General features: G+C 60.2%; 19 protein-coding genes and 6 pseudogenes. 10 read left to right on the top strand and 15 right to left on the bottom strand.

Annotated elements, in window-relative coordinates; translation table 11 throughout:
* The first annotated feature begins 230 nt into the window (after positions 1-230).
* The 3 genes from FVF58_RS37715 (at position 231) to FVF58_RS54530 (ending at position 3076) form a co-directional block, all read left to right on the top strand.
* On the top strand, positions 231-584 hold the full coding sequence (locus FVF58_RS37715; RefSeq protein WP_149674766.1) for a hypothetical protein: 354 nt from the start codon (positions 231-233) through the stop codon (positions 582-584).
* 677 nt (positions 585-1261) lie between these two features.
* Positions 1262-2842, top strand: a complete 1581-nt coding sequence (locus FVF58_RS37710; RefSeq protein WP_149674765.1) for a cation:proton antiporter — start codon at positions 1262-1264, stop codon at positions 2840-2842.
* 3 nt (positions 2843-2845) lie between these two features.
* Positions 2846-3076, top strand: a complete 231-nt coding sequence (locus FVF58_RS54530) for a 3-hydroxyacyl-CoA dehydrogenase NAD-binding domain-containing protein (protein ID WP_342802430.1) — start codon at positions 2846-2848, stop codon at positions 3074-3076.
* 148 nt (positions 3077-3224) lie between these two features.
* On the opposite strand, the pseudogene FVF58_RS37700 reads toward FVF58_RS54530, so the two are convergent.
* The 4 genes and pseudogenes from FVF58_RS37700 to FVF58_RS37685 all read right to left on the bottom strand — a co-directional run.
* Positions 3225-3494: pseudogene (locus tag FVF58_RS37700) on the bottom strand (DDE-type integrase/transposase/recombinase); the annotation flags it as partial.
* A gap of 86 nt (positions 3495-3580) precedes the next feature.
* On the bottom strand, positions 3581-4186 hold the full coding sequence (locus FVF58_RS37690) for a response regulator transcription factor (protein WP_149674764.1): 606 nt from the start codon (positions 4184-4186) through the stop codon (positions 3581-3583).
* Between the two features lie 259 nt (positions 4187-4445).
* Positions 4446-4595 (bottom strand): ATP-binding protein, encoded by a 150-nt coding sequence (locus FVF58_RS51830; RefSeq protein ID WP_188131058.1) that lies wholly within the window; start codon positions 4593-4595, stop codon positions 4446-4448.
* 234 nt (positions 4596-4829) lie between these two features.
* Positions 4830-5063 (bottom strand): hypothetical protein, encoded by a 234-nt coding sequence (locus FVF58_RS37685; protein ID WP_149674763.1) that lies wholly within the window; start codon positions 5061-5063, stop codon positions 4830-4832.
* Between the two features lie 540 nt (positions 5064-5603).
* Here FVF58_RS37685 and FVF58_RS37680 point away from each other — a divergent pair.
* From FVF58_RS37680 to FVF58_RS37655, 5 genes are all read left to right on the top strand, one after another.
* Positions 5604-7631, top strand: coding sequence for a sigma-54-dependent Fis family transcriptional regulator (locus FVF58_RS37680; protein ID WP_246217364.1), 2028 nt, complete (start codon positions 5604-5606; stop codon positions 7629-7631).
* 571 nt (positions 7632-8202) lie between these two features.
* Positions 8203-8769, top strand: coding sequence for a TetR/AcrR family transcriptional regulator (locus FVF58_RS37670; RefSeq protein ID WP_149674762.1), 567 nt, complete (start codon positions 8203-8205; stop codon positions 8767-8769).
* A 172-nt stretch (positions 8770-8941) separates the two neighbouring features.
* The gene (locus FVF58_RS37665; RefSeq protein WP_149674761.1) at positions 8942-9367 is read left to right on the top strand and encodes an organic hydroperoxide resistance protein; all 426 of its coding nucleotides are present in this window, start codon (positions 8942-8944) and stop codon (positions 9365-9367) included.
* A gap of 37 nt (positions 9368-9404) precedes the next feature.
* A complete protein-coding gene (locus FVF58_RS37660; protein WP_149674760.1) occupies positions 9405-10433 on the top strand; it encodes an alpha/beta hydrolase in 1029 nt (342 codons plus the stop codon).
* Positions 10434-10553: 120 nt separating this feature from the next.
* Entirely contained in the window at positions 10554-10829 is a 276-nt protein-coding gene (locus FVF58_RS37655; protein WP_149674759.1) for a hypothetical protein, read from the top strand.
* Positions 10830-10928: 99 nt separating this feature from the next.
* Here FVF58_RS37655 and FVF58_RS51825 read toward each other — a convergent pair whose 3' ends face one another.
* Positions 10929-11105, bottom strand: a complete 177-nt coding sequence (locus tag FVF58_RS51825) for a hypothetical protein (RefSeq protein WP_425469005.1) — start codon at positions 11103-11105, stop codon at positions 10929-10931.
* Positions 11106-11160: 55 nt separating this feature from the next.
* Between FVF58_RS51825 and FVF58_RS37650 the strand changes: the two genes are divergently transcribed.
* Positions 11161-12084 (top strand): two-component system sensor histidine kinase NtrB, encoded by a 924-nt coding sequence (locus tag FVF58_RS37650; RefSeq protein ID WP_188131057.1) that lies wholly within the window; start codon positions 11161-11163, stop codon positions 12082-12084.
* Positions 12085-12222: 138 nt separating this feature from the next.
* On the opposite strand, the pseudogene FVF58_RS54940 reads toward FVF58_RS37650, so the two are convergent.
* The 6 genes and pseudogenes from FVF58_RS54940 to FVF58_RS37620 all read right to left on the bottom strand — a co-directional run.
* A pseudogene (locus FVF58_RS54940) lies at positions 12223-12360 on the bottom strand (catalase); the annotation flags it as partial.
* A gap of 56 nt (positions 12361-12416) precedes the next feature.
* A complete protein-coding gene (locus FVF58_RS37640) occupies positions 12417-13142 on the bottom strand; it encodes a cysteine hydrolase family protein (protein WP_149674757.1) in 726 nt (241 codons plus the stop codon).
* A 75-nt stretch (positions 13143-13217) separates the two neighbouring features.
* Positions 13218-14210 (bottom strand): alpha/beta fold hydrolase, encoded by a 993-nt coding sequence (locus FVF58_RS37635; RefSeq protein ID WP_149674756.1) that lies wholly within the window; start codon positions 14208-14210, stop codon positions 13218-13220.
* 433 nt (positions 14211-14643) lie between these two features.
* Positions 14644-14887, bottom strand: a pseudogene (locus FVF58_RS37630) (carboxymuconolactone decarboxylase family protein); the annotation flags it as partial.
* Between the two features lie 409 nt (positions 14888-15296).
* Entirely contained in the window at positions 15297-15530 is a 234-nt protein-coding gene (locus tag FVF58_RS55215; RefSeq protein ID WP_484217519.1) for a hypothetical protein, read from the bottom strand.
* A 27-nt stretch (positions 15531-15557) separates the two neighbouring features.
* Positions 15558-16050 (bottom strand): annotated as a pseudogene (locus FVF58_RS37620) (SDR family oxidoreductase); the annotation flags it as partial.
* Between the two features lie 103 nt (positions 16051-16153).
* On the opposite strand from FVF58_RS37620, the pseudogene FVF58_RS54935 reads away from it, so the two are divergent.
* Positions 16154-16402, top strand: a pseudogene (locus tag FVF58_RS54935) (LmrA/YxaF family transcription factor); the annotation flags it as partial.
* Between the two features lie 23 nt (positions 16403-16425).
* Here FVF58_RS54935 and FVF58_RS37610 read toward each other — a convergent pair.
* From FVF58_RS37610 to FVF58_RS37595, 4 genes and pseudogenes are all read right to left on the bottom strand, one after another.
* Positions 16426-17426, bottom strand: a pseudogene (locus FVF58_RS37610) (LysR family transcriptional regulator).
* A gap of 109 nt (positions 17427-17535) precedes the next feature.
* On the bottom strand, positions 17536-17943 hold the full coding sequence (locus tag FVF58_RS37605) for a cupin domain-containing protein (RefSeq protein WP_149674754.1): 408 nt from the start codon (positions 17941-17943) through the stop codon (positions 17536-17538).
* Positions 17944-18015: 72 nt separating this feature from the next.
* The gene (locus FVF58_RS37600) at positions 18016-18495 is read right to left on the bottom strand and encodes a carboxymuconolactone decarboxylase family protein (protein WP_149674753.1); all 480 of its coding nucleotides are present in this window, start codon (positions 18493-18495) and stop codon (positions 18016-18018) included.
* A gap of 185 nt (positions 18496-18680) precedes the next feature.
* Positions 18681-19562 carry an RNA polymerase sigma-70 factor gene (locus tag FVF58_RS37595; protein ID WP_149674752.1) on the bottom strand — a complete coding sequence of 294 codons (882 nt, stop codon included), beginning with the start codon at positions 19560-19562 and terminating at the stop codon, positions 18681-18683.
* Positions 19563-19662: the final 100 nt, after the last annotated feature.

The following is a 19662-nucleotide window of genomic DNA, read 5'->3' as shown; positions in this document are numbered from 1 at the left end:
CGGCGGTTCCGGCTTACGCCCCACATAGTTGAGCCGGCTGCCAGATTGCACATATACTAAAGCGAAGCGCGACCATGCGAAAATTGGTTGAGCAGTTCTAGTGCCAGCGCTCCTGAGCGCGGGCATCGCGGCCGCTACTCTTATTGGACTATGGTCCAATACCGCAGTTGGCAGTTGCGCCGATTGTCAGCATCGTGTGAGCCTTGAGGTACCGTACCAAGGAGGCAGGGATGACTAGCGAACAGGTGTACTGGGTTTTCACCGTTACCGTCGATCAGATGGACAAGTTCACGCCGCTGATACCCAAGCTTGTGGCCGCGACAGAGAAGGAGCCGGGCGCGCTGCAGTTTGAGTTCAACATCGGGGACGACCAGAAGACGGTTGACATCTTCGAACGCTACTCGGATTCGAAGCCGGCCCTCTTCCACCAAACGGAAAGCTTCGGCCCATTGTCGAAGGAGTTCTTCGCTGTGGCTAAGCTGACTCGCTGGGTGATCTATGGCACGCCCTCGGATGAGTTCAAGAAGGCGAACGTCGACTTCCACCCGATTTATATGACACGATTCGATGGTTTTGTCAGGTGACGGGATCGACTTCTGGGCTTAAGGTCGCGAGTTTGGTAGCGGACATCAAACTGGCCCGTGTTACGTTCGACGCGCAGCGGTAGCAATATCTCCTTCAGGTCTCGGCCTTGCATGTTTGCAACGGCCGACGGCGGTCTTCCGGGTTCGGTCATGAAGCGACATTCTCGCTCACGCCGAGAGGATGTACCTAACTGGGCGAACTTAATCTGGCTGACGAATAGACGATCGCCCTACGCGCCGTAGTCGGGAGTGCTACTGATCCCCAGAGACAAATTTCCAGTCTTGAGCGAGCGGACCGTGCTCGCGTTCATTTCAACCGGCCACGTGTCGCCAGCGCTCGTCGCCACGTCCCGCTCTTTATCGCCTTCGCGTCAACCTTCCGACAAAGGTCGCTCAGCAACCATTGCGCGACCGTTTCTGGGCCAGTTTCAGACTTGAAACAGCGATGAGTGCTGCCGCGACGCGTTCGGGCGAAGATGGAGGATACTTGCGTAGCAGCAAGCCAACGCATCCAGCCAGGATTCTGCACATGAAGACACTTTATCTACTGACTCTTTGCGCTGCATTGGGCCCACTGCCCGGCGGCCACGTTTCCGATGTACCCGCAAAGGACAAGCAACCATCGTGACCCATCATCCTTCACACAATTCCCTGCTGCACAATCTGCCTGCACGCGGATGAGCAACGTCGAGCTCTTTCATTACCTGCTGTTGTTGATCTGCGGCGCGGGCGCGCTCTCCTGGCTCGCCGAGCGCGTTGCGATCCCGCCCGCCGTCGTGCTGCTGCTCGGTGGCTGCGTGATCGCGGTCGCGGGCAAGCGCGCGCCCGACATGGACCCGAACCTGATGCTCGCGGCCGTGTTGCCGCCGCTCCTGATGTCGAGTTCGTTCTACACGGCATGGAAGGAATTCCGCGAGGAACTCGGCACGATCGTTTCTCTTGTGCTGGGCGCAGTGACGGTCACGACCGCCGCGGTCGCCGTTGCCGTGCATGCGTTCAACCCGGGTCTGCCGTGGCCCGCATGCTTCGCGCTGGGCGCGATCGTCTCGCCGCCCGATGCGGTCGCCGCGAAGGCGATCCTGCAGCGCCACCCGCTGCCGGCGCGGCTCGTGGTCGTGCTCGAAGGCGAGAGCCTCCTGAACGACGCGTCAGGCCTGCTGCTCTACCAGATGGCGGTCTCGGCCGCGCTTGCCGCCAGCATCACGGTTGCGAGCGCAACGGGCCTGTTCTTCTCGCTGACACTGATCGGCGTCTTGGCCGGCCTCGCGTGCGGCCAGGCGCTATGCTGGGTGTTGCAGCGCCTCTCCGATACGATGCTCGGCATCGTCCTGACCTTCGTGATGGCCTGGGCGAGCTATGGGGTTGCGGAGGCGGTCGGCGGCTCGGGTGTGCTGTCTGTCGTCACCTGCGGTCTCGTGCTCGGCATCCGCCAGCATCGCGTGTTCGACGCCGGCATGCGCATCAAGGCAAAGGCGACCTGGGAGGCGATCGTGTTCGCGCTCGACGCGCTCGTCTTCATCCTGATTGGCCTCGCGCTGCACGGCATCCTGGCGCGCGTGAATTACGATGTCGCCGTCTTGATGGCCGGCTTGCGTGTCGCGCTGCCTGCCACAGCGGCTGCGATTGCAGTCCGCCTCCTGTGGGTGTTTGCTGCGATCTGGTTGCCGAGCCGCATGCTCGCGAAGCGTGCGGGCAACCGGCCATGGTCGGCCGGCGAAGCCGTCGTGCTGGGATGGGCGGGCATGCGCGGCGTCGTGAGTCTCGCGGCCGCTCTCGCGTTGCCGGGCAATTTCCAGGGCCGCGACCTGATCGTCTTCAGTACCTTCCTGCTCATCATTGCGACGCTCGTCGTGCAGGGCGGCAGTCTTGCGCCGCTCATCCGTCTGCTGAAGCTGCGCCCGGTCGCGCGACAGACTATGTCCGAGCACGAGACGCGCGCGCGCACCTTCGGGGCTTCGCTCGCCGTACTCGAAGAGATGGGCAGGCACGTGTCCGGTATCGAACGCGCAACGCTCGAGCGCCTGCTCGTCGAATACCGGATCCGCGTCACGGCGAACGAAAACGCGTATGCACTGGGAGCGGAACAGGTCGAAGACCGCGCGCACTCTCTGCGAGTCGAACTCAAGCTGGTCAGCGTGTCGCGCGAGGCGCTCCTTGGCCTGCATCGCGGGGGCAAGGTCGACGATGGGGTCTTGCATCGCATCGAATCCGAACTCGATCTCGAAGAGCTTCGCCTGTTGCGCCTGCTCGAACCGTAAAGGCTGCCCGCCGGGCGCGTCACCTTCGAAGATTCAATTCACGGACTGTGCGTCGACGCAGCCGTCGCCCGAAGCGATCTGATTCAGGAAAACGGCCCCAAGCAGATCGACTTCACGACGGATCTCTATCGCCGTCTCGATGAGGCGCTGGCGCCGGAGATGGTCATCGCATCAAGTTCGTCGGACCTGACGATGAGCAAGATTCAATCCGCCTGCCCAAACCATCCAGATTGATTTCCGTGGCATTGAAGTAACCCGGTCTGCAAGTGCCTTGAGTTTCTTCTTGCCCATGGCGTCGCGCGCGGCTTGCGCCTTCTTGCTCAATTGGGCTCTGTCGCAGTAAGGCAAAGCGGTCGAATAACGACCATATGCGTAGGATAGCTTATGAAATTAACGAGTAAAATTGCCGGGCGACTGACGGCGCACTCTTGCCCGAAACTTTCAACTGTCCTTTCTTGATCATGTGCATCAATTCGATGCCACTTAGAATCACGCGTGCGCAGTTGAAATTCTTGAATCCGAGCATCGGTCGGGTTCGTCGTTTGATGGCCCGATGGTCCTGCTCCACGATGTTGTTCAAATACTTGACCTGACGAACCGTGATGGACATCTCTCGCTCGGTGTTCACCGCGTTAAGCGCGGCCAGATTGGACCGTTCTCTCGAGCACCTGAAAACCGTCAATGTGCCGCATTCCCAGGTCGGTAATAGCGCATACCAGACCCGAGCGTCGACGATGTTTAAAGTTGCAGTTTGCTTGCCTGCCTGACCAGAGTGGCAAATGAACCCGCCTGCATTTTTCTCATGATATGGGCGCGATGCATCTGCACGGTGTATTCGGTGATACCAAGGACTGCCGCCGCCTGCTTGTTGAGCAGGCCGCTTGAGATTAACGGCAAAAGCTCCTGCTCGCGAGGCGTCAGCGATTGATAGAGAGCATGAAGCATCGCTGCATCTTCCGCCTCCTTGCGAAGAACCTGCGCCCTGGCGAATGCCGCATCAACCGCACGCATCAATGCATCTTCATTGAGGGGCTTTATGAGGAAGTCAACAGCCCCGCCCTTCATGGCCAGGACCGAGGACCGCACATCTCCCCTTCCGGTAATGAAAATGACGGGAATCGCATCCCTGCTGACAATCTTCTGGACTTCCAGCCCACTCATGCCTGGCATTCTCAAATCCAGGATCAGACATGCAACGACACCTTGACGCGGTGTGTCCAGAAACTCTCTGCTGGAGTCGAATGTATGTACGTCTCTTCCGTTTGCGCGCAATAGCGCGGCGAGTGCTTCTCGCACACCACTGTCGTCGTCGACCACATAGATTAATTCGCTCGCGGATTCCATGGAACACCTCTATATTTTTGGTGAAAACCCTTCGTAACGTCGGCGCGATCGGTCCACGATCAGGAGACCAATCTCTTCATGCATTGCAAGTACCACATCGCCGCAAGGCCGCACCCAAAGCCTTCGAAGCTTGTGAGGGCGTGACGTGTACGCCGATGTTGGATCGTCATTCCGAATAAATTAGCTATTCTTACGAACTGCGCGTTCAGCATTGCTTTAATCAACAAGTTCTCAGTACCCGCGAGACACATCGCCTGAATCACGTCACATCCGACATATCAATCGGAAGGCTGAAGCTGAAGGTCACGCCCTGCGCCTCATTGCGCACGACCCAAATGCTGCCACCATGTGCTTCGATGATCGACTGACAGATCGTGCGGTCCGGTGTCGTCCAGCGTTCGGAGAGCAACTACACTTTCCTTCACGACCGTATCCGGGATGCGGCGTAAGCCGTTTGATAGCGCTCCTCGGCCGTCTTGGCTAGTAGCTTCATCACGATATGCGAAACCTGGGACACCACGTGCTCAGTCCGCTCGCTCGGCGCAACGGGCTGACGTGCAATATGGCAATGGACCCACTCCATCGGCTCGGACGCCGCAAACGGCAGCGCACCTCAATTTCGGCCCTGATCTCCTGAAGCAGATCACACTCTCATGGTCGGGCTTTGCGTGCCAGGCGGGAATACACACCACGATCCGTCATCGTGTCTGAAGAAAAAAAACGCCAGCACGCCGGTCGGATGTAACGCTTCGACGCGCACATAGCGTCTCTGATTCGTATCCATGCGACTAAACCGTGTGACGTGAGCCGGCCGCGCCGCAGTGGGCGCCAGCCACTTGTCGACCAGCAAGCGCAGGGATCTCTGACCGGGGTTCATCGTCTTCTCCATCAACCTCTTTCACATCACGCAATGGCGAGCGCTTTTCTGCTACGAAACTGAGCGCGAAAACAAGCTCGCGGCTCGCCTTCGCGCAGTTAAATGCATCGGTCATGCCAGCATCGTCGCTGTCGCATCAAGTCATTGATTTTATGTATATTTTTGTCGGATTACTGTCGCTTCAACGGGTGCTGCCTGCGCAAAGCGTTCGATTTCCGGACGGTGCCGTATTTCGCGCATAGAATTTAGACACCAGGTCCGCGCCGGCATGGCGACTGCGTCATGGTCGATCGCTGATGGTCATAGCCGGCGCGTTCAGGCATGGCCCGACGGACAGGTTCCGATCGCGCCCCAGCCTGCGCTAGACGTGAGGCGTTCGAAACCGCTTCGTCGAACCGCCGATCGCGGCTCGGCGCTCGCGACGCGCGTCCGGGGGCCGCGGGCTATCGACTGAGGCAATCGCGCACCAAGAAAAAAAACGCAAAAAGGCAACGCGAACCCTCTGATCCGGTGAGGTATTCGTGCCCAAGCGGAGACAGCATGAAAGAGACAGGCACGCCAATGGACTGGTTTTCCAGTCCCGATCGGGACGCCAGCGTCATGGCGGCGTGGGAGCGTTTGATTCAAGGTGACAAGCGCCCCTCGGGTGCCCTCCGTGGCGTCGTTGACGATTCCTGGCATCGCTGCCTTGATGGCCGGGTGGCTCCCGATGCGGCAGGCGCCCCACTACCGCTTGAAGAAGGGGCTCTGTTCGACTTGCGCGTCAGGAACGACCGCTTGATGCGTGCCAGCGTACCGCTTATCGAACAGACACGAGAGTTAGTTTCGCAGACGGGGACCATTCTGCTGCTCGCGGATCCGGACGGCATGATCCTCGAACTGGCCGGCGACACGCGCCTCGTTGAACCCGCAGGCGAGATCCGGTTGATACCTGGGTGTAACTGGACCGAGCTCAGTTGCGGCACCAACGCGATCGGCACCGCCCTCGCGCTGCAGCAACCGGTCCAGATCCATGGTTCGGAGCACTTCTGCGCGGGTATCAAGCAGTGGACATGCTCTGCTACGGTGATCCGCGATCCGCTCGACGGCACTGTACTCGGCGTACTTGATGCCTCGGGGCTTGCGCAAACCTACAGCCAGCATAGCCTGGCGTTTATCGTCTCGATGGCCGGGCGTATCGAGAGCCGGCTCGGGAAGTTAGCAATGGAGCGCCGTCTGTGCCTGATGGAGCGTTGCATGGCTTACTGCTCCGGTCGTACGGACGGCGTCGTCGTGGTGGACGAGTCCGGACGTCTCGTCAGAACCAACCCGCAGGCGTCAGCCGCCTTTGCGCGGCTTGGCGTACCAGGCGCACTGGACAACGCTTTTCCGATCCCGGACATCGCCAGGATTGCCGGTGGCTCCATGTCGCCGCAATCACCGCCGTGGTTGCGCCTCGCACGAATTGAACGCGTTGCTGAAGGCGCCGACACGCTCGGCTTCATGTTGATTGCGCCGGCTGCCAGTCGGCGCGCCGCTTCGTTGTCCCAGGCGATCCCGCTCGCTGAACCCACACCTCGGGCGGCGTTCTCTCGCATTGTCGGCACGGGCCCTGCACTGCGGGCGGCTATCCAGAAGGCGCAGCAGCTGGCTAAAGCCTCGGTCCCGATACTGCTCCTGGGCGAAACCGGCGTTGGCAAGGAGTTGTTCGCGCAAGGCATTCACCAGGCCAGTTCGAGGGCAGACGGTCCCTTCGTCGCGCTGAACTGCGGTGGCTTGTCCCGCGATTTGTTGAGCAGTGAGCTGTTTGGTTATGCCGAAGGCGCGTTTACCGGCGCACGCAGGTCAGGCATGACAGGGAAAATCGAAGCGGCGAATCACGGCACGCTGTTCCTCGACGAGATCGGCGAAATGCCACTCGACATCCAGCCGCATCTGCTGCGCGTGTTGGAAGAGGGGGAGATCTACCGGTTGGGCGAGAACGCGCCTCGCAAGGTCGGCTTCCGTCTGATCGCCGCCACGCATCGCGACCTGCGTGCAGACGTCGCTGACGGGAAGTTCCGCATGGATCTGTATTACCGGCTGGCCGTCACGAACATCTCGATACCGCCGCTGCGCGAACTCAAGACGGATTTGCCTGAGATGATCGAACACTGGTTGAGTGTCTCGCGCGAGCGGTACGGCGTAACCCATGCCGTCTTCGACGACGTGGCGTATGGATGCCTGCTCAACTACACCTGGCCAGGTAACGTCCGCGAGATGCGAAATGCGATCGAGGGCGCGGTACTCATGGCCCGCGACGGAATCATTACAGTCGCCGAGCTGCCGCCCGAAATCGGTGCTTTGGCCATTTCTGCTGGGGATGTTCGGGATACGGCGTCGTCTGGGATGTCTGCGCTTGCGCGCCAAAAGGTCCGCTCGCTGGAAATGGCGGAAGCAGAGTCGATTCGCTTTGCGATCCAGCAATGCCAGGGCAACCTGACCGAGGCGGCCACGCAGCTAGGCATAGCTAAAAGCACGCTATATCAGAAGCTCCGGAAGTACGCCATTGTGCGCGACCTTGGGATCATCCGACGTGTCAGCCGATGACGTTGAACGCGACGGTCTACTGACTCTCGCACGTCACGCTTCCCGTCAGGCCTGCGTGGTTGTGTCGCGATATAGTCGGCAAGACGAAAAACACCCTATGATAAGGATTACTACATCATCAGAGAATAGAAGGTTGGCACGGTGAACCCCAGTAAGTAGTCCATAGGATATATGCGAAGCAACGTCAATTTTGGTAACGGGTCGGAAATTCAGTAGCCTGCTCCCTGTGAGGCACCGACCTCGTACGCTGATCCCGTTAAGGCGCTGGCGTGCTCCTCCGCAACCGAAGCGATGATCGAAATGGCGTCCAGAATATGCTGACGAGAAATGTTGAGATAGGGGATTGCCCGCACGCCGTCCACGCAAACGGAGCGATTTATGAGCACGGCTCGTCGCGTTGATCTTCACCAGCAGGTCGTCTCGCCCTTCTGGGCGGACGAGCTTCCATCAAATGGGGCGATCAGTCAGGCACCGTCCAGGTGCGGGGTTACAGGGTTGCCCCGTCTCCTCCCACAAAAATCTTTCACCTCCCCGCTTGACAATCTATCTACGAGTAGATAAAGTTCGATCCATGGAAACGACAACGACAGTGCGCGAACAGATCCTCGACCACGCAGTCACGCTCATCATGCTGCGCGGCTACAACGGTTTTAGTTACCGTGATCTGTCCAGTCTGGTCGGCGTAAAGACCTCGAGCATCCACTACTACTTTCCGTCGAAAGACGATCTGGTGCTGGAAGCGGTCAACGAGTACAGCAAAGAGGTACTCAACGCAGTCCACGCTATCGACCCTTCGTTGCCGGCCGATGCGAAGCTCAGCAAGTACACGAAGATGTTCGGCAGGACCCTCGGTGACGGCAATCAGATCTGCCTGTGCGGCATGCTTGCTGCGGACATCGAGTCGCTGCCCGAGAACATCCGGCATGCGGTGCAGGCGTTTTTCAAGGCGAACGAAAACTGGCTGGCCAAGGTTCTCGCGCAAGGTGCGCAGGAAAAGACGCTGGCGGTGAACGGCAAACCGGAAAGCGCGGCACGTGCGCTATACGCGGCTTTTCAGGGCAGCGTACTGGCAAGCCGGTTGTTTCATACCAGGGCTCGGCTGGAAGATGTCGAAGCCTCGGTGAGAACTACGCGATAAAGCAGTCGAACGCGAGGTGGCATGCCACCTCTTTGCTTGACCCGCTTATCTATCTTTGCATAGATAGATAAGCGCCAGATGTGAAGTGGAAACACTAGTTTTTTTATACACGAATCTATCTACTAGTAGATAACTAAATTTGGCAACCCAACCTCTATAAAGGAGTTTCACCATGTCCCTCGAAAAAGTCCTCTACCGCGCCCATGCCCACGCGACCGGCGGCCGTGACGGCCATGCTGTCGTCCCCGCAGGCAATCTCAACTTCAAGCTGATCACGCCTAAAGAACTGGGTGGTGCGGGCGGCGAAGGCGCCAACCCGGAACAACTGTTTGCCGCCGGCTACAGCGCATGCTTCCTCGGCGCGATGAAGTTCGTCGCCGCACGCGACAAGATCGCCATCCCGGCTGACGTTGCGATTGACGGCAGCGTCGGCATCGGTGCGATTCCGAACGGCTTCGGCATCGAAGTCGAACTGAAGATTTCGTTGCCCGGCATGGCGCGTGAAGCGGCGCAGACGCTGGTCGACAAGGCGCACATCGTCTGCCCGTACTCGAACGCGACCCGCGGAAACATCGACGTCACGCTGACGATCGCCTAACCCACACGCCCCATCAATCCAAGAACTGGAATCTGCCATGAAGACCTTCAAGCCTTTGCTGCTCGCCGTGGCGCTGGCCGCCAGCACCACCTTCGCAGTTGCTGCTACCCCGGTGGCACCCGTCACGCCCGATCAGGTGACGAGCCAGTTCCTCCATGCCTTGAACAGCGGCACCGGACCGGCGATCAACACCTTGACCCCGGCGCAAGCGCGCCAAGTGCTGATCGGTGCGCAGAACAGCGTCAAGGTCGATCTGTCGGGCATCGAGGTGTCGAACAAGACCATCGAGCAGGACGGCATCACGGTGCCGATCACGATCGTCCGACCGCAAGGCGCAACGGGTACGTTGCCGGTCTTCATGTTCTTCCATGGCGGTGGCTGGATCCTTGGCGACTTCCAGACCCATGAGCGCCTGGTGCGTGACCTCGTTGTGCAATCCGGCGCCGTGGCGGTGTTCGTCGACTACACGCCCTCGCCCGAAGCGCGCTACCCGGTGGCGATCAACCAGGCGTACGCGGCGACCAGGTGGGTCGCGGCACATGGCAACGACATCGGCGTGGATGGCAGCCGTCTCGCGGTGGTGGGCAACAGCGTGGGCGGCAACATGGCGGCGGTTGTCGCACTGATGGCGAAGGATAAGCAAGGTCCCGCGATCCGCTTTCAAGGTTTGATGTGGCCGGTCACGGACAACGACTTCAACGACGGCTCGTACAACGCCTATCCGGAAGGTCACTTCCTGACCCGTCCGATGATGAAGTGGTTCTGGGACGCGTACACCAAGGATCCGAAGCAGCGTAACGAGATTTACGCGTCGCCGTTGCATGCTTCGCTGGATCAGTTGAAGGGTCTGCCGCCGGCTCTGATTCAGGTCGCGCAGTTCGACGTGCTGCGTGATGAAGGCGAGGCTTACGGCCGCAAACTCGACGCAGCGGGCGATGAGGCGACCACGGCGCGCTACAACGGCACCATCCATGACTTCGGTTTGCTCAACGCACTCGCCGAAGACGCACCGACGAAGGCCGCGATCAAACAGCTCGCCAACGAGTTGCAGTCGCGCCTGAAGTAAGACCCTGGCAAGACCCGGCTAATCCGCGGCCGCGGCGCAGTCGTCAAGCAACACTGTGCCGCCCTCCTCGCACTGGGGAGCCACCGGAATCGCAAGACAACGCACATTGGAGTGAATCTCATGAACCGCAATCTCATCGCATCCCTTCTGGTCGTCGCTACCGCGGCAGTGGCAGCACCCGCATTCGCTGGCAGCGGCTACGGCCCGGCGCCGTCGTATAACCCGCTTTTCGGCGCCCCGGCGTCGCAACGTGGCCAGAACGCGCAGACCGTCGCCGCAGAGCAGGCCGCGTACGGCGAGAATGGCAATGCATACGGCGGTGTGGCAAGCGTGCTGTCGAATTCAGGTAGCCGCGCTCAGCGTGTGAGCGGGCAAGCGCTCTTCGCGCATCGCTAAGCGGCCGCGATGATTGGGCCGCTTACGGAGTTCTGGTATAGGTGCGCGGATCGATGCCGCATGTCCCGGACCGGACTCCCCGCGGCGGCGCCCTTCGGTTCAGGACTCTGGTTCCAGTGGCCCGACCAGCATGAGCGGGCCGCCCTGGAAGCGCTGCGTCGGATCATCGAGGTCCGCGTCTGGCGCCTTGACCGGGAACAGATATTCGAACTCAACGGAGCTGTCCTGCGGACCGGAGTCAGGCGTGTTGAGCGTGGCGAGCCTGGTGCCGGTCATATTGCTTCCAGTATTCCGGCTTGGCGCAGCGAAGGGTCGAGGGCACGGGCGGCTCGTGCAGGAAGTTATCGCTCGCGCGTCCCGCGAAATGACAAACTTTGACGTTGAGAATCGCTTGCTGATGGAAGACGGTACGGTCAAGACTGTTCACTTGATAGGTCATGCCATGCAGAGTTCATCAGGCGAGCCCGAGTTTGTTGGGGCCGTGATGGACGTCACCGAGCAGAAGTGGGCGCTGGCCGAGCGCGCGCGGCTCGAGCAGCGGCTGCGCCAGGCCGAAAAGATGGAAGCAGTTGGCCGGCTCGCCGGCGGCATCGCGCACGATTTCAACAATGTTCTGGCGGGTGTATTCGCCTACGGTGAAATGGTCCTTGACGAAGCGCCCGAGGGCTCACCGCTCAGGCGCTATGCGCAGAACGTGCTCACCGCCGCGTCCCGTGGCCGCGAGCTGGTCGAGCAGATCCTTGCCTTCAGCCGCAGTCAGCGCGGCAAGCGCGCGCCCGTCGACGTTGCTCCTGTCGTGGCCGAGACGCTCGAGCTGATCCGAGGATCCCTGCCCGCCAACATTCGCCTCGAGTCGAACGCTCCCGATTTACCTCTCGTTGTACTCGGCGACGCCACCCAGCTGCACCAGATCGTAATGAACCTGTGCAGTAATGCGATTCAAGCCATGCGCACAGGCGGCACCTTGCGCGTGACACTGGAAGCCGCAGAGTTCCCCGGTGAGCAAGCGCTCTCGCACGGAACGCTTGACCCGGGCCGTTACGTGCGCCTGATCGTCGCGGACAGTGGATGCGGCATGGACGAGGCAACCATCGTTCGCATTTTTGAGCCCTTCTTCACCACCAAGGAGATCGGCCAGGGCACCGGTCTTGGCCTGTCACTTGTCTACGCGATCATTACTGACTCAGGTGGCGCAATCGACGTGAAGAGTGCGCCTCAACAGGGGAGCACCTTCACGATTTACCTGAGGGGGTAATCGCGTTTCCCAAACAGGTGTTGCTGTCGATCCCGCCCTGCTTCGTTCCCATTACGCGGCAACGGCCAGCATCGACCGACGACACACAGCAGAGGCACGAGCACACGCATATTGAGCGCGAGTCTGTTCGTCCTCGGCATCGTCGGTGGCAAGCAGATAGACGAGGTCGCGCTGGTGATATTCGCGGTCCTGCCCAGTAATCTCGGCCGCTTCGGCGTCGGTCAGGTTCTGGATGCTCTGCTGCGTGATGAAATGGAACTTCACCCAGAAGCTCTCCATGCTGCGCCTCCTACTCCAATTTGAGGTGACGGCACGCATCAAAATCACGGGGATTACGCCGCTGCGCGAACACCTCCTACCAGCCGCTGCACGGTTTCGTCAGTATCCCAGAGCGCGTTCGCGATATAGCGGAAGTTGACTAGCGCCGCGTGATATCCGTCGCCTTCCGGCACCTTCGGACCTGCCACCGCGTCGCGTACAACCGCAACTTCGAAGCCCTGCTCCAGCAGATCCCGGAGATGGGACTCGACGCATAGGTTGGCGGCCATGCCTACAAGAATCACCTGATCGACGCGCTGCTTGCGCAACTGCAGAACGAGGTCGTTGGCTTGTGGGCCGTACAGCTTGTGCGTTGAGCAGATAATGGTTTTTCCATCCTCGATGTACTGCTTGAAGTCTGGCATAAAATCTGCCCCCGAACCCTGAAAGCCGTCCAGCGTCAGCGCGCCAGGTCGGTCAAACATGCCCAAGGCATGCTGAAACTTCTCGGCGGGACCGTGCACTTTCCATGTGTGATCATGGGGAAAATAATAGTGAGGAGAGATGGCGACGGTGATACCCGCCCGCTTCGCAGCCTGGAACAGGCGGATAAGGTTGGGCACGAGATTGTGCTCCGTCACACTTTCGCCGACGACCTCCCAGCTACGCCCTTCGGGACTCATGAAGTCGATTTGCGGGTCGATGACCACCAGCGCCGTCCGCTGGAGATCCAGTGTCATATCGCTCTTCGGCAAGGCCGGTTCAACGGGATCTGCGTAGCAATTGTGGTTGTTGCACATGGGAATTAACTCTCAGATTGCATGGGTTAGCTGCCGGCACCGAAAAGCAATGTCAGCCATCGAGCCGACGGGCTTTCAACTGCGAATGAACGCCAACAGGTCGGCGTTGAATTTTTCCTTATGCGTGTCCGTCAATCCATGCGGCGCGCCGGGATAGACGATCAGCCTGGAGTTTTTGATCAGCCTTGCCGAAGCGCGTCCGGCGGCATCGATGGGGACAATCTGGTCATCGTCGCCGTGGATAATCAGGGTAGGCACGTCGATCTTTTTCAGGTCGTCGGTAAAGTCGGTTTCCGAGAACGCCTTGATCGAGTCATAAGTATTCTTGTGTCCGCCCTGCATGCCTTGAGCCCACCATGCGTCGATCAGCCCCTGCGAAGGCTTTGCTCCGGGACGGTTGAAGCCATAGAACGGACCGGCGGGCACATCTTTGTAGAACTGGGACCGATTGGCGAGCTGCGCGGCGCGCAGGCCATCGAAAACTTCAATTGACAAGCCAAGCGGGTTGGCGGGCGTCTTGAGCATCAAAGGCGGCACTGCTGAAACCAGCACGACTTTGGAGACCCGTCGCGTACCGTGCCGGCCGATATAGCGAGCCACCTCGCCCCCGCCCGTGGAGAAACCCACGAGTACGGCATCGCGCAGGTCAAGGGTGTTGAACACGGCAGCCAAATCGTCGGCATAAGTGTCCATCTCGTTGCCATTCCAGGACTGGCTTGAACGGCCGTGGCCACGACGATCATGTGCGACTGCACGATACCCGTCCGACGCAACGAACATCATCTGAGATTCCCAGCTGTCCGAACTGAGTGGCCAGCCATGACAAAACACGATGGGGCGACCAGCGCCCCAGTCCTTGCAATAGAGCTGCGTGCCGTCGTTTGTCGCGATGTAACTGCCTGAGGCCTTTCCGCCTGCCTTTGCATGATGCGCCTCCTTTGCTGACGGAGCTGCCATTGCCGGGCTCGGCAAGCTCGCCTCGACAAGAGAGCCAGCTGCGGCAGCGCTGCCGAGTAGTAAGTCACGCCGCGCCACGCCCTTGGTGAGGCTGCGATTATTTGAAGACATGGGTAATACTCCTTTCTTGACCGCACTCGGCGGCGTCGGATGGTCGCTCATTTACGTGAGCGCATTGCTTGTAAATAGCCGACTAGTCGGATGTTTAATAGGACATGAAATCAGTACAACAGCCGCGTTGCGCTCGACTTTAATACGTAGACCCCTCCTCGAAAGCCTCGACAATAACGGCCACGACCTGAAGGGAATTAGTGTCCACACAAAGCTCCTGACGCAACTTCGCCTCATCCAGACTCACGACAATCATGTCCCTCTCAGCGCTTCATGATGCCCCCGCCCCACGCGGATCACAGCGTGGACATCGCCACGGCGGTTGGCGAACGAAATCCGTCACAGCGGCTCTGTGGCATTCTCGGCAAAGACGTGCGCCCACGCATCGTTGTGGTCGAACGCGCGGACGCCATCGGTCCGGATCTGGGGACCGAAACAGCGTCGACTCGCGCCAGATAGCGACGTGATGCAGGCGCGGTTCGCGCTCGCCGTGGATCCTTGGCCTGCTTGACATGCAAGTCGAGGCATAACACGCTGCCATTGAGTTGCGACGCGCGCATCTGGACGAGGTTAGCGATGGGCTGCTCGATGGTGCCGCTCTTGAGCAGCATGTAGAGTTCCAGAAGCTTCGTGGACAGTTCCGGGGATTGCTGAAAGTAGTTAAGACCTTGCGTCATGTTTTCCCCTCATGAGTAGGCGGGCGTTGAACTCACCGAACCTGCGTCGAAACATTCTCCGCAGAAACTACATGGAGAGAATCCTAGACTTCGACACAAGGTGCCGGTAGTGTCGCCACGGCGCACACTCTGTTGTCGCGTCGGCACCAATTGGCGCGCCATGCATCGTCGCGGCCTGGGGACGCACAATTGTCCGGAATTGGTTGTCCCAGGCGAGTCAAGGTGTAAGCAAGCTTGGCCCCGCAGCTTCAAATGCGGAAGGTGGCACGCGCACCGAAAACTCCGATGGCGAGTGCCTGCTGGTAAGCATCGGCGTGAAGCCGGGTGGGAGCAAGGAGCGCGTGGCAATCGCCGACGGCTATCGCGAGTCAAAGGATTCGTGGCGTGCATGGCAGGCCAGCCCTCTACCTCACGCGAAGTCATACTGCCTGTCGCGGACCTGAGAGGCCGCATTGCACACATCGGGGTGCGAAGCAATCGTCGTCTTGTCGACCTGAGCAATGCTCGCCGCCAATTGCTGTTTCGCGACATCCAGCGCGGCGACGGCTACGAGTACGATGTCCTTCGCATGCCGGGCTGACGATATGGCGATCGCCCGGCATCTCGGAGAAGCTCTGTCCAGCGTTGTTTTCCTATTCTTCAATTGGCGTAGGTGGGATCAGAGCCCTGTCTATGAGCGGCATAGCCATTCTTCTATACCGATGCGGCCGAGGCGCGCCTCGCCCAACGGCACCAGGGAATGCTCCTCAACACGAGCGTCGAAGTATCGGTCCTCGAGGTCTGACCTCACGCGGGTCGCCGACCGCCTTCAGATAGCGGGCTGCGATTTCGTTGAATGGCGCGCGCTCCGGGCCGGCGATCTCGACGATGCCGTTTTGTGGCGCCGCGAGCGCCACATCGGCAAGCATGCCAGCGACGTCGTCGGCCGCGATCAGCTGGAACAGGCCTGGCGAAATCCTGACTGTGTTTCCATCCGCACTGGAATCAGCAATGCCGCCAGGAAATTCCAGGAACTGGGTCGAGCGGATAACGGTGGAGGGAATGCCGGAGGCCTCGATCAGCTTCTCCTGGGCGACCTTCGCGCGAAAGTATCCATTGTCTGGCGTTCGGTCGGTCCCGACAATGGATAGTGCCACATGGTGCCCGACACCCGCTGTGGCCGCAGATCTGATGTCGTAATGGGCATCGCTAAACACGAACGTCACCATATGAGATTCGGGCGGAGGGATCTGCTGCGCGCGGCCCGCGAGGTGATGGTTTCACCCGATGAGTCCGGGGATGGCTATGAAACATACTGAGCAATACTCTGGACCAGGTCACGCGCGAATCGAAAGGTTTTTCGGGCTGCTTGCCGAGGACCACGCAGCTAATGAATTCAGACTTGGATGCGTGATAGGCAACCTTTCGCTGGAACTTGCCAATACCAGCACTGAGGTACGAATCGCCCTAAAGCGCATCCCGGAACGATGGGAAAGATCAATCGCAGCTTGTCTGGCAGAGGCGAAGACGCGCGGAACGCATCGTCGTTCGGGGTGTCGTCACTCGATGGTCGATAACGTCGTCATCGTCGTCAGACACTGCAGATCGAGCGCCCTCGTGTGTCGGTCATGTAGTCGATGAACACACGGATTCGGGCAGGAAGATGCTTGCGGCTGAGATAGCAGAGGTAATGGCCGCCGTCTTCGGGTGCGTGCTGCGCGAGACAACTGATCAACTGGCCTTCGCCAAGCAGATCGCACACCTGATAGGCCGGCAACTGCGCGATGCCCAGCCCGTCGAGCACTGCCTGCAGGATCAGATCCACGTCGTTGAACGTATGTTGCGCGACGGGCTGGCGCCGCTGCGCAAGACCGTCGACCTTGAATTCCCACTCCCTGACGCGGCCCGACGCCGTGCGGAAGTTGATGCAGCTATGGTCGAGCAAGTCGTCGACGTGGTGCGGCAAGCCGTGAATCCGTGCATAGGCGGGCGATGCGCAGACGATCATCTGCATCGGAATCAGCTGCCGCGCGACGATTCCGCTGTCTTCCATGCGTCCGTCTCGAAACGAGACGTCGATGCGATCGGCAGTGAAGTCGGCGGGCCGATCGTTCAGCAGCAGTTCCAGCATGATCTCGGGATATTGTGTGTGAAAACTGCGCAGCAGCGGCGCGACGATCTTGCGGCCGAAGCCGGGCGTGGCGCCGATGCGCAAATGACCGCGAGGCGGCCCATTGCGCAGCTCCCGCATGTCCTCGAGCGCCTGGGCGATGCGCTCTATGCCCGGCTGACAGTTCGCGTAGAAAAGCTCTCCTTCGCGCGTGAGCGACGTGCTGCGCGTTGTGCGCTGAAAAAGACGCGCATTGAGCTGAGCCTCGAGTTTCTGTACGTTGCGGCTAACCGAGGATCGGCCGATGCCAAGGCGATCACCGGCGCGGGCAAAGCTGCCTTCATTGGCGACGGCCAGAAAGGAAACGACGCCGGCGTAACTGGTCGCAAAGCTGCTTGCGAACGGATCGTCCGCGCCGGCAACGAGGCGGCGTGATGGGTAGTCTGACATGGCAGCGCGAGTCGTGGAGTCCATGCACGACTAGACGTACGAGCGCCGCCATTTGTGACAAGGTCCGTCGTTCTCTATTGAGGACGCAAGCGTCGGCATGCGCTCGGGCTTACTTCTCCGGCACGAGAACGGGCGCCCCCTTGTCCTTCAGCAGCAGCACGATGAACTTTGCCGGTTGAGTCTGGCTTGCGTTGCGTCCGACGGTATGAATATCGTTCGGGCCCTCATAGAAGGTCTGTCCGGGCGTCAGCGTGACTTCCTTGCCGCCCTTGACTTGCATCACGATCGATCCTTCCAGCACATAGACGAACGCATGCGCATTATGTCGATGGACAGGATCGACGGCACCCGGCGGATAGACGACAGTGATCATCAAGGCTTCCTTGCCCGGATAGTCGTCGAGCGGCTTCGTCATCAATGGCGTGACGATGGCTGCCGGCGGCGCGGCGCGGGTCTCGCCCATCAATGCGCAGACGACGACGGACACGGCAAGTGCAGCGTTTTTCAAGCGAAGCATGGTGGTGTGTTCCTCAAATGACGTGGCCCGCGCGCGGGCCGAAGATAAAGACGGACAGCACAAGCCCGCCGATCAGGCGAGATTGGCCTTGTCGAGGCCGAACGCCTTGTCCGCGGAACCCGGCACGGTCTTGAACGCGACGTTTGTGCGGTTCCATCCATTGATGGCCATGATTTCGAACGTCAGGTCCGACAGTTCCTTCTCGGCAAACTGGGTACGCACGCGCTCATAGATATCGTCGGGCACGCCGTGTTCGGGAAGCTTCGTCAGCACTTCCGTCCAGGCGAGCGCGGCACGTTCGCGTGGCGCAAAGCGCGTCGATTCGCGCCACGTCGCGAGATGATGGAGGCGCAGTTCCCGCTCGCCGTGGATGCGCGCTTCCTTCACGTGCATGTCGAGGCAAAATCCACAACCATTGAGCTCCGACGCCCGGATCGACACGAGATCACGGATCGATTCTTCGATTGCGCTGTCCTTCAGCAGATTGCGGAGTTCGAGGAACTTCTTGAACAGATCCGGCGATTGCTGAATGTAGTTGATACGTTGCGTCATGATTTCTCCTGGCGACGATTGTGAGCACCCGGGCTTCGCGGGCGCTGCTGGCGGCCATCGGCCGCAGGAAGTCATCGTAGGTGGGCGCGGCGTGTCGCGGCAGGCGTGCGAACGGGCTCACCGTGTTGTACGCGAGGTACCAATCAACGAGTCGAGGCGCGTGCGCGCCCGAGAGTGATCGGCGTTCAACCGTTGGAGTGTGCCGCCGCGATGCGTACGAGCTTATCAGGGTTGCGCTGTACAAGAATACGAACAATGTGCTCGCCGTCCGTTTCGAACGACTGTGCCGATTCGAGCTTGCCTTCGATAAAGCGCAGCAGCGCCCACTGACCGTTGAGCACCACGAGCTTGACGCTGAGTTCGCTGCCGTAACGCAGCGACGGCGCGTAGAAAAGCTGCGCGATGCGCCGGCCCCCCACCATCGGTTGTGGGGAGCTCGGGACTTTGCCGCCGCCGTCCCCAATCAGCATCGCGTCTTCGGCCAGCAACGCGTTGATCGCATGGAAGTCGCCGCCCTCCAGCGCCTGCGCGAAGGTCCGCAGGAGGCGAAGATGCGTCTCGCGCGGCACTTCGTAGCGCGGGCGTTCGTCGCGTAGTTGCGCTTTTGCACGGCTTACCAGTTGCCGGCACGCCGCCTCCGTCTTGCCGATGGCCTCAGCGACTTCGCCGTAGTCCGCGTCGAACACCTCGCGGAGCAGGAAGGCTGCCCGCGCTTCCGGCATCAGCCGCTCGAGCAGCGCCAGAAATGCCACAGAGACGTCGTCTGCACGCTCCGTGACCTCTTCGGGTGTAGCCGGTGAGTGGGTCATCTCCGGCTCGGGCAACCAGATGCCCGTGTAGTGTTCGCGCTGAATCTTCGCCGCTCGCAGACGGTCGATGGACATCCGTGTCGTGACCGCGACGAGCCACGCTTCCGCGTTATCGATGCTCTCGCGGGCCGCCGCATGCCAACGCAGCCAGACGTCCTGCACGATATCTTCAGCTTCGGCCACAGATCCCAGCATTCGATAGGCAATCTTCTGCAATCGGGGGCGGAGCCCGTTAAAGGCATGCGCGTCGTCGTCCATGAACAGACTTCCTCTCGCGTTTGGCACAAGCGCCGCCCGAACAGCGTGCTGGCAGTTGCATTTTGCCACGGATGGGACAACGCACCGAGACGTTCGACAT

Origin of the sequence: Paraburkholderia panacisoli (genome assembly GCF_008369935.1) — a bacterium.
In the GTDB taxonomy this organism is placed as follows: Bacteria; Pseudomonadota; Gammaproteobacteria; order Burkholderiales; family Burkholderiaceae; genus Paraburkholderia; species Paraburkholderia panacisoli.
The sequence above is the reverse complement of the archived record's forward strand: the minus strand, read 5'-3'. Positions and strand labels throughout refer to the sequence as shown.

Excerpts from the sequence above, each read along its gene's own strand:
- FVF58_RS37715 (WP_149674766.1), top strand. The coding sequence starts at position 231 with ATGACTAGCGAACAGGTGTACTGGGTTTTCACCGTTACCGTCGATCAG.
- FVF58_RS37710 (WP_149674765.1), top strand. The coding sequence starts at position 1,262 with ATGAGCAACGTCGAGCTCTTTCATTACCTGCTGTTGTTGATCTGCGGC.
- FVF58_RS37690 (WP_149674764.1), bottom strand. The coding sequence starts at position 4,186 with ATGGAATCCGCGAGCGAATTAATCTATGTGGTCGACGACGACAGTGGT.
- FVF58_RS37685 (WP_149674763.1), bottom strand. The coding sequence starts at position 5,063 with ATGAACCCCGGTCAGAGATCCCTGCGCTTGCTGGTCGACAAGTGGCTG.
- FVF58_RS37680 (WP_246217364.1), top strand. The coding sequence starts at position 5,604 with ATGAAAGAGACAGGCACGCCAATGGACTGGTTTTCCAGTCCCGATCGG.
- FVF58_RS37670 (WP_149674762.1), top strand. The coding sequence starts at position 8,203 with ATGGAAACGACAACGACAGTGCGCGAACAGATCCTCGACCACGCAGTC.
- FVF58_RS37665 (WP_149674761.1), top strand. The coding sequence starts at position 8,942 with ATGTCCCTCGAAAAAGTCCTCTACCGCGCCCATGCCCACGCGACCGGC.
- FVF58_RS37660 (WP_149674760.1), top strand. The coding sequence starts at position 9,405 with ATGAAGACCTTCAAGCCTTTGCTGCTCGCCGTGGCGCTGGCCGCCAGC.
- FVF58_RS37655 (WP_149674759.1), top strand. The coding sequence starts at position 10,554 with ATGAACCGCAATCTCATCGCATCCCTTCTGGTCGTCGCTACCGCGGCA.
- FVF58_RS51825 (WP_425469005.1), bottom strand. The coding sequence starts at position 11,105 with ATGACCGGCACCAGGCTCGCCACGCTCAACACGCCTGACTCCGGTCCG.
- FVF58_RS37640 (WP_149674757.1), bottom strand. The coding sequence starts at position 13,142 with ATGTGCAACAACCACAATTGCTACGCAGATCCCGTTGAACCGGCCTTG.
- FVF58_RS37635 (WP_149674756.1), bottom strand. The coding sequence starts at position 14,210 with ATGTCTTCAAATAATCGCAGCCTCACCAAGGGCGTGGCGCGGCGTGAC.
- FVF58_RS37605 (WP_149674754.1), bottom strand. The coding sequence starts at position 17,943 with ATGCTTCGCTTGAAAAACGCTGCACTTGCCGTGTCCGTCGTCGTCTGC.
- FVF58_RS37600 (WP_149674753.1), bottom strand. The coding sequence starts at position 18,495 with ATGACGCAACGTATCAACTACATTCAGCAATCGCCGGATCTGTTCAAG.
- FVF58_RS37595 (WP_149674752.1), bottom strand. The coding sequence starts at position 19,562 with ATGGACGACGACGCGCATGCCTTTAACGGGCTCCGCCCCCGATTGCAG.